The organism is Cylindrospermum sp. FACHB-282 (assembly GCF_014697195.1).
In the GTDB taxonomy this organism is placed as follows: domain Bacteria; phylum Cyanobacteriota; class Cyanobacteriia; order Cyanobacteriales; family Nostocaceae; genus Cylindrospermum.
Genome location: NZ_JACJRJ010000087.1, coordinates 1 through 9,141 on the forward strand (window position 1 = coordinate 1; position 9,141 = coordinate 9,141).

At 43.1% G+C, this 9,141-nt stretch carries 5 protein-coding genes; all 5 read right to left on the reverse strand.

Going from position 1 to position 9,141, the window contains the following annotated elements:
* Window positions 1-290: 290 nt before the first annotated feature.
* The 5 genes from hflX to cofG all read right to left on the reverse strand — a co-directional run bounded on the left by hflX (window position 291) and on the right by cofG (window position 8,843).
* Window positions 291-2,054: a GTPase HflX gene (gene hflX / locus H6G32_RS25775; protein ID WP_190463526.1), complete on the reverse strand. Its 1,764-nt coding sequence runs from the start codon at window positions 2,052-2,054 to the stop codon at window positions 291-293.
* 248 nt (window positions 2,055-2,302) lie between these two features.
* Complete coding sequence (locus H6G32_RS25780; RefSeq protein WP_190463517.1) at window positions 2,303-3,865, reverse strand: tetratricopeptide repeat protein; 1,563 nt, start codon at window positions 3,863-3,865, stop codon at window positions 2,303-2,305.
* On the reverse strand, window positions 3,862-5,187 hold the full coding sequence (locus H6G32_RS25785; protein WP_190463519.1) for an AAA family ATPase: 1,326 nt from the start codon (window positions 5,185-5,187) through the stop codon (window positions 3,862-3,864). Before H6G32_RS25785 ends, H6G32_RS25780 begins: the two co-directional genes overlap by 4 nt.
* A 374-nt stretch (window positions 5,188-5,561) precedes the next feature.
* The gene (locus H6G32_RS25790) at window positions 5,562-7,328 is read right to left on the reverse strand and encodes a tetratricopeptide repeat protein (protein WP_190463522.1); all 1,767 of its coding nucleotides are present in this window, start codon (window positions 7,326-7,328) and stop codon (window positions 5,562-5,564) included.
* A gap of 501 nt (window positions 7,329-7,829) precedes the next feature.
* Window positions 7,830-8,843: a 7,8-didemethyl-8-hydroxy-5-deazariboflavin synthase subunit CofG gene (gene cofG, locus H6G32_RS25795; RefSeq protein ID WP_190463524.1), complete on the reverse strand. Its 1,014-nt coding sequence runs from the start codon at window positions 8,841-8,843 to the stop codon at window positions 7,830-7,832.
* Between the last annotated feature and the right edge of the window lie 298 nt (window positions 8,844-9,141).

A 9,141-nucleotide genomic window follows, 5' to 3' on the forward strand; every position in this document is an offset into this window, starting at 1 on the left:
AGGGTTTCGGTAATTTGGTGATTAGCCAAACTGCTGCCTATGGCTGTCGGTTGCTGTTCAAGGAGTTGAAAAAGGCGATCGCCACTAACTCAATCTAATTTTTAGGCGATCGCATCTTTTTCTAGTAGATTTGTACAAATAAACTCCTCTGGCAAGTTAGAGGAGTTTATTTGTACTATATTAGCTAGCTAAAGTGAATAGATATATTTTTGTTCATACATAGCTAATGCCGTAGTAGATAAATCTACTACGGCATGACTGACTCTAGGTCAACAATTTATTTTCTGTGTTTACCCACAGTCAACGGCGTATTCAATTAACTGGGATAGACGCAGGCGGAGGGTTTCTAATCCCAAACGCTGGCTGGCAGAGATAAATATAGCTAGAGGAAACTCGTCTTTGGCTAAAGCTAGTGTTTCGCTGTTCACTTGGTCTATCTTGTTAAAAGCAACCAACGCCGGGCCGGGAGTGACTGGCATTTGCGCTAGAATTTCCCTGACGGAGCGAATATGACTCAACCAAGCGGGATGAGACAAATCCACCAAATGCAGTAGGGCATCGGCTTCTGTGACTTCCTCCAAGGTGGCGCGGAAGGCATCCATTAAAGATGCAGGTAACTCGTGGATAAACCCTACAGTATCTGTAATGAGAGTTTCCTGGGGTTCATTAGTATCTGCATGGGGAATTACTAGACGGCGTGTGGTGGGGTCAAGTGTGGCAAATAGCTGGTCGGCTGTGTATACTTCTGAGTTAGTGAGGGCGTTGAGCAAGGTGGACTTGCCGGCGTTGGTATAACCCACCAAAGCGACTGAGGGAACTTCCCGATGTTGTCGCCGCTGTCGTAACCGTGAACGATGGGCCTGCAACTGATTTACTTCTTGTTGCAGTCGGGAAATCCGCTTCTGAATTGCTCGGCGTTCTGTTTCTAGTTTAGTTTCACCAGGGCCGCGAGTCCCAATACCACCCCCTAGTCGGGACATTGTCTGTCCTCTTCCAGTCAGGCGCGGCATCATATACTCTAACTGGGCTAGTTCTACTTGCAACTTACCGGCACGGGACTGGGCGCGTTGGGCAAAGATATCTAAAATTACTTCTGTGCGGTCAACTACCCGGACACCAATTTGTGCTTCTAAGTTGCGGACTTGGGAGGGTGAGAGGTCGCGGTCAAAGACGACGAGACTGGCTCCCAATGTTTGGGCGGTGAGGGCAATTTCTTGTACTTTACCTTCGCCAACTACTGTTTGGGGATGAATGCGCGATCGCTTTTGTTGTACTGTCTGCAATACGTCTCCGCCAGCAGTATCCACTAACCGTGCCAATTCTGACAAAGAGTCCTGGAATTGTTGGTTCGTTTTGCCATCGGTCAGCACCCCAATAAGTAGAACGCGCTCATGGTCAGCATCTACTTCTTGGGCAATGAATTCCCGTCGGAATTCTTCTTCCAGCCCTTCTACCAAGTCCAGAAAATCCTGCTCTGCTAAGTCATCTAAGCTTAGAGGCTGGGAGATGTTGGAATAGAGTGCTGTGTCTTGGGGAGGCACAGGCGTGGGTGGACTGGCGTTACCAACTGCTGATGGCTGAGTTAAGACTAGCTGATTGGTATTTGATGCCAAATGAGCTAAATAAGCTTCTTTCACATACCCAGCCGCGCCACCACCCCGTCGTGTAAATCCCGTTCCGGTTATATTTAGCACTACCAAAGCATCTAAGCGTTGCAGCGCCATCGCTGTTAGTGCTGCCTCATTTGGCGGTTCTGCTTTGAGATGGGTTGCTATACAACGAATACCGCTGAGTCGTTCTGCACCGTAACGGGGCAGTTCCATCGGCGGGATTTGCGTTTGACGCGGTGTACCTACCCCGACTCGAATCACTTGTCCGCGTCGGTTGATGTAAGTACAGACTGGCTGATTGATTTCTGTGCTAATTGCTGCCAGACGTTGGGAAAAATCGGGCGTGGTGATGCGATCGCCCGGTATGCGCTGGTGATACAGCCGCTGTAGTTGTTTCAGCTGGCTGGACTTTAAACCTTGGAGATTACCAAAGATGGTCTCTATAGACGTTTATGACCAATTAAATGGCCCCCCGAATCCTTCATTGTTCATTTTACAACAAGGTAGGGGCTGCCTGCTCTATCTTCTGGTAGATGATATCTGGGGCTGGTGTCTGGAGTGTTATATTTGGCTGGGTTTTGATAAATAATATTGCGTAGCACATCGATATCAAGTTTTTGCGAAATATTTTTGTCTCACGCAAAGGCGCAAAGGCGCTAAGGAGCAAAGAAGAGCAGTTAGAGTGGTGTTGGTTATTGAATAAGTGCTTGGAATCGCTCGTCTTGGCGAATTTCGTCAAAGTTGGAATCGGTTTTTGCTCTTTTTTGATATTTGTCAGGATTCAGATTTATGGCTTTTTGCAGATTTTCTAGTGCTGAATCAATGTTACCTTGAATGGCATAACAGGATGCTTTGTTGTAGAAGGTCTGGTGTAAATCTGGTTGAATTTTTACAGCTTCTTCAACAGAGGTATTTGCATTTTCGTTGGTTCTCAAATCCCCCAGAGTAATCCCCTGGCTATTACCACGGTTTTGAGAATCTGGTTGAGTCTTCAGCGCTGCGTCGTAGGATGCGATCGCATCGGAGTAGCGTTTGAGATTCAGTAGCGCGGTTCCCCGGTTGTTCCAAGCTTCTTGGTAATCGGGTTTCAGCTTCAGCGCTGCGTCGAAGGATGCGATCGCATCGGAGTAGCGTTTGAGATTCAGTAGTGCAAAGCCTCGGTTATACCAAGCTAGGTGGGAATCAGGCTTAATTTTGATAGTTTCGTCAAAAGAGGCGATCGCATCTTCATAGCGTTCTAACTCATCCAGCGTCACACCCCGTTTAAACCAAGCTTGGTGGTAATCAGGTTTAATTTTTATAGCCGTGTCAAAAGAGGCGATCGCTTCCTTAAAGCGTTCTAACTTATAAAGCGCTATCCCCTTATTAAACCAAGCTTGGTAATAATCACATTTTATTCTCACCGCTTGCTCAAAAGAGGCTAACGCTTCCGCATGTAGTTCTAAACTCCCTAAAGCATTTCCCCGACGATACCAACCTTCTGGATAATGCGGTTGAATTTTTACAGATTTTTCGTAGGAAGCGAGTGCTGATTCATATTCTTGAGCAGCATGCAACAAACCCCCCAATTCAAATTGTAAACTCGCGCGAATATTCTCTGTTTGATGCTGCTCATCCAGCAAGTCTTGAATTTCTAAAATCTTTTCAATCTTTTCCTCTGGTGCAAGTTTCAAATATTCCCCATAATCTCCCTCTAAAATCAGGCGAGATGACTCTAACTCTACAACTTCCCGTGTTGTCGGTAATTCAAATACAGCCGAACGCCAGTCAAAGAAATCTGGGGCGCGATGAAGTAAATAGTTAAGAGAAAATGACCGCACTAGAAAAACAAAAGAAATGGGGAAATCATCTCTAAACCTTTCTCGCTGCTGGTTTAAATGATTTAAAATAGGCGGAACACTGCTTAAATTACTAAATTGACCTTCAGTTATTTCGCCAAACTTTCTCTTTTCATATTTATAGAGAGAATATTCTAAACCAGTAATTAATAAAACTTCAAATTGCTTATTGCTATAAAGGTCAATTACCCGCTCATATAAATTGCTAATTGGCTCAACCAAACGCAAAAGTTCAATCTTTTTCTGCGGTAAATCATGGGGAATTTTACCAATCACCTGTTCAGCTTCCCCAGGACTACATTGCACAAAATACAAGCCAAAACCTGAGTTCCGCTTGAGGGCGCGAACTAAGTCTTGATAGGCTGCTTCAGGTTCAGGGGGAGAGTCTTCATCCCAATCGCTCAAATCTTGTTTCATGGGAGTTGTGCTACAGCTTCTTTAAATTCTTGAATGCCTTGAATCAGTGGATGAATATCATACCAACGCTGCATCTCCTCTTCATCATCCAAGTAGCGGTACTCCAAAAGACAGCGATTAAACATCAAACTCCGATACTGGTCATCATTAATGATGCGCTTAGAACGGGAGACTTCAGCTAACAAAACCCATTGATGATTTTCCACAGAACGGCGATAGGTATCTCTCGCCTGAGTGATAGCGCGTTTTACAGATTTTTCAGTAATTGGTAATTCTTCAGTGCGTCCAATAGCATCCTGAGTTAACAATAACAAATTTCTGACGTGACCACCACTCATTAAACAAAGTCGTTCTAGAGTTTGGGGACTATCAAATATTTCTGTTTCTAGGGATAATTCCGGTGCAAATGGCTTGATGCGCCGGTAAATTACCTCTTTAACTTTATTAATTCCTGGTTCGTAAACTTCTCCATTCTGAGTGCGTACCATCACCATTGGCAAAATTTGCGGGTCGCCATAGATATCTCTCAGGTCTGTAGCTCTGGTAGAATAGACCATAGCAATGGGGACAGTGTAAATCAAATGGCAATCTAAAGCTTTAAGTTGTTCACTGCGGTCTAAAAATACCTCCTCATAATTAGTTCGTTCGCCATCTTTAACTAAAACCATCCGGTCTAAATTATCGACAATTACCGCTAGTTGGTTACGTCCTTCAGGTAGGCGTTTTTTCACATCAGCCAGAAACTCATTTAAGACCTGAATCAATGTGACAGTATGAGGGTTAACTTTTTCTCTAATTTTTTGGCGTAATTCAGGAACAGCCCTTAAATTTGCCGTTAATTTGGCAAACTGAGCAATTTGTACTTCCACATCCACATTATCTAACTGGATTTCAGTTAGTGCTAAATCTTTCAATTCTTGCCAACGGTCTTTTAGCCAATTCACCACTGGTTTGGGATTACCAATTTCCCGTAAATCTTTGAGTAACCGCCGAGTACAAGCGAGGAGAATATCTGTATATTGGGCATCTTCAGAATCAATATCCTCTTCATCAGCGGCAAAATAAACTACATAAAATTCCCGTTCTTCTAAATATTTTTTTAATCTCAGCAATTCTGTAGATTTCCCCGCACCGCGATGACCAGAATACAATTGATAAGTATTTGTTTTTGCCAATCGCATCCGATTTCCCAACTCTTGCTGAATATCTGCATCTCCCCGCACATCCTGACAATCTACATATTTTGGGTCACCTGCGGGTAAAGGTTCAAAGGGATTAAAGGCGTTGTAGAGGTTGGTGAGTAAGTCAGGATTTTGATTCATGGGAGTTGTGTTTATTTTTAGTTTAATTTACTGTTGTAAGTCAGAGTGTGAGTAGTGTCACATTGATAAAATCAGATATCTTGCATTTAGCCCTAACGACTGGAAGTCGCGGCTATAAAAACAAAGTCCGCCTGCGCGGACTAACGTAAATTCAATGGTTTTGGAGCCTGGGTCGCCAGGCTTTGTTCTGGTAGCCGCGATTTTAATCGTCTGGTGCAAGATATGAGTTAAAACGGACTGGAATGTTTGGACAGCAGTATCGAGATGGCTTTTGTTATCAGCATCAGAATGAATTCTGATGCTGTTTTTGGGACTGATGCAAGATTTGAGATAAATCATTTTATTGTAGGAAACTAATAATTACTTGCTTGTTGTTATTGAATCAAATTTTGAAAATTTTTATCGTTCCGAATACGATCAAAATCAAAATCTATTTTTGCCATTTCTCGATATGTTTCAGGATTTATCTTTATTGCTTGTTGCAGGTTTTTCAATGCTTGCTCAATATTGCCTTGAATGGCATAAGAGAAAGCTTTGTTGTACCAAGCTTGGTGTAGATCAGGTTGAATTTTCACCGCTGTATCGTAGGATGATATCGCTTCTTCATAGCGTCCTAAATTTCCTAGTGTATTACCCCGGTTATGCCAAGCTTCGTGATAATCAGATTTAATTTTTACTGCTCTATCGTAGGATAATATTGCATCTTCATAACGTTCTAATTTCCCTAGCGCAATCCCCCGGTTATGCCAAGCTTGGTGGTCATCAGGTTGAATTTTCACCGCTTGGTCGTAGGATAATATCGCATCTTCATAACGTTCTAATTCATCAAGCGCAATACCTCGGTTGTACCAAGCTTGGTGGTCGTCAGGTTGAAATTTCACCGCTTGGTCAAAGGATAATATCGCATCTTCATAGCGTTCTAATTTCTCTAGCGCAATCCCCCGGTTGTACCAAGCTTGGTGGTAATCAGGTTGAATTTTCACCGCTTGGTCGTAGGATAATATTGCATCTTCATAACGTTCTAATTCATCAAGCGCAATACCTCGGTTGTACCAAGCTTGGTGGTAATCAGGTTGAATTTTCACCGCTTGGTCGTAGGATAATATCGCATCTTCATAACGTTCTAATTCATCAAGCGCAATACCTCGATTGTTCCAAGCTTGGTGGTAATCAGGTTGAATTTTTACTGCTCTATCGTAGGATAATATTGCATCTTCATAACGTTCTAATTTCCTTAGCGCAATACCCCAGTTGTACCAAGCTTGGTGGTCATCAGGTTGAATTTTCACCGCTTGGTTGAAGGATGTAATCGCATCTTCATAGCGTTCTAATTTGCCTAGCGCAATACCCCGGTTGTTCCAAGCTTGGTGGTCATCAGGTTGAATTTTTACCGCTTGGTCGAAGGATGTGATAGCCGCTTCATATTCTTTAGCAGTGCATAGTAAATTTCCCATTTCAAATTGTAACCTTGCTTTACCTTCTTCTGTCTGATGTTGGTCTGTTAGTAGTTCTTGAATATCTAAAACCTTCTCAATTTTTTGTTCTTGGCTGAGTTTTAAATATTCCTCAAAATTTCCTTCCAACATCAGACGTGATGATTCTTGTTCTACAACTTCTGGTGTTATCGGTAATTCAAATACACCTGAACGCCAATCATAGAAATCAGGTGCGCGATGAATTAAATAGTTGAGCGAAAAGGAACGCAAAAGAAAAACAAAGCGAATGGAGAAATGATCTCTAAACCTTTCCCGTTGTTGGTTTAAGTGATTTAAAATTCGGGGAACACTGCTGATATTGCTAAATTTACTTTCAGTGATTTCACCAAAACTTCTTTTTTCATACTTATATAAAGAATATTCCAAACCCTTAATCAATAAAATATCAATTGGCTTGTCTTTAACAAACTCATTCACTCGCTGATATAAATTATCAATTTCCTCAACAAAGCGGAGAACGTCAATTTTTTTCTGCGGCATATCCTGTGGCACTTTTTTAATACAATGCTCTGCTTCCACAGGTGTACATTGGACAAAATACAAGCCAAAACCTGAGTTCCGCTTTAGTGCGCGAAGTAAATCTGAATAGGCTTCTTCAGGTTCCGGGGGTAAATCCTCATCCCAATCGCTGCAATTTGGGTTCATGCAAGTTTCGCCACAGATTATTCTTTTTGTAAAAAATATTGCTCTTTTCACCACCCTACTGAAAATTATAGATGCTTAATTACTGACACCGCCACAATCAGCCGTTTTGGCTCGTAGTAAGCACTTCAGTGCTTAGAACAATCAGGACTAAAGTCCTAACTACGAACTTTTCTTGTTCCCAGACTCCGGCTGGGAATGCACTCTTAGAGGCTCTGCCTCATATACTTAACAGCTATGTTATACACACAAGTTATTCGATTACCCAAAAGTCCTCCAAAACCTCAAAGAGTTCTAACGGACATCCCTCTCCTTGCGAAGGAGAGGGACAGGTTTTGCTATGCAAAACCAGGGTGAGGTTTTGTTTCCTCTGTTCGATAAACCATAAATAAGTTGAGAGAGACTTGTGTGCACACCTTAGATACTTAACAGGAGGCAGAGCCTCCCATCTGGCATTCCTAGGTAGAACCTAGGAACGAGGAAAAATATCTATATATAGACGTTTCATGAAACATCTCTACACTCCCCCTTCCCTGCTAGGTAAGGGGGTTGGGGGGTTAGGTTCTCCCTCCACCGCTTCACCCCCAGCGCCAACTCTCCCCCCAACCACTCATCAAACTGCGGATACACCGGCAAACGCGGCACCAATTCCCACCCCGCCGGTTGTAAAATTTCTCTCAAAGCCTGTTCCTGAACATGAGGATAATCAGGATTCACTTCATCCTTCGGGCCAATTCCCCCCAAATCTCGCGCACCGGCAGCTAAACAAGCAAGTAACCAGCCGGCATCCTTAACTAAATTCGGCGGAATTTGAATTGTAATATCTGCGGGTAAAATTTCCCGTGCTTTAGCAATCACCTCTGGTAGTTCATGGGGGTCAAAAGGCGGTGCATCAAAGCTTTGCTGATTTCCCGGACTGTGGGGTTGCAGAATCACTTCTTGAATGTGATGGTAACGTTTATGCACATTAGATATAGCTGTCAACGTTTCCCAGCAATCATCTACAGTTTCCCCAATTCCCAAAAGTAACCCTGTGGTAAAGGGAATCTGCAACTCACCCGCCCATTCTAATTGTTGCATCCTCACCTCTGGCAACTTACTCGGCGCGTGACGATGCACAGTATTTAATAGTGTTGGCGTCAACTGTTCCAACATCAAACCCATCGAAACATTTATATCCTTGAGCTTTTCCATCTCTGCCAAACTCAGTGGCCCGGCGTTAGTGTGCGGTAAAAATCCCATCGCTAGCGCTAACTCACACAACTCATAAATCCGCTGGAACCACGCCTCACGCCTGGATGAATGGGCGTGTACCTCCCCGCTAAGAATGAGGATTTCACAGATGTTTTGGCTTTGCAGTTGTTGCAAAATCCTTTCCGCCGCCTCAAGATTCATCCAGGGACTCTTACCCGGTTCCCTGCGAAAGTTGCAGTAGGTGCAGCGATTAAAGCACTCATAAGTAGGGACGATTGTATAGGCTGGGCTGTATGTAACGCAGCGTGAACTATATAAAGCCATAAATGTAACGTTTATGAATAGAGATATACAATTCCCCAAAAATCCTAAAAGCTTTGTGGTGTAAGCTTTGCATCCTCTATTTAACACCCTGTTTTCCAGAATTGTTAAAAAATGTTGCTAACAGGGGTTTACAAATCGAAATAAACAGCTTAGTATTTATTCAGGGAGTAAAAATGCTTACCCCGAACATCATAAACAACATAACCGCAATCATAAAACCATGACCACAACCTTACAACAGCGCTCCAGCGCCAACGTATGGGATCGCTTCTGCGAATGGATCACCAGCACCGAAAAC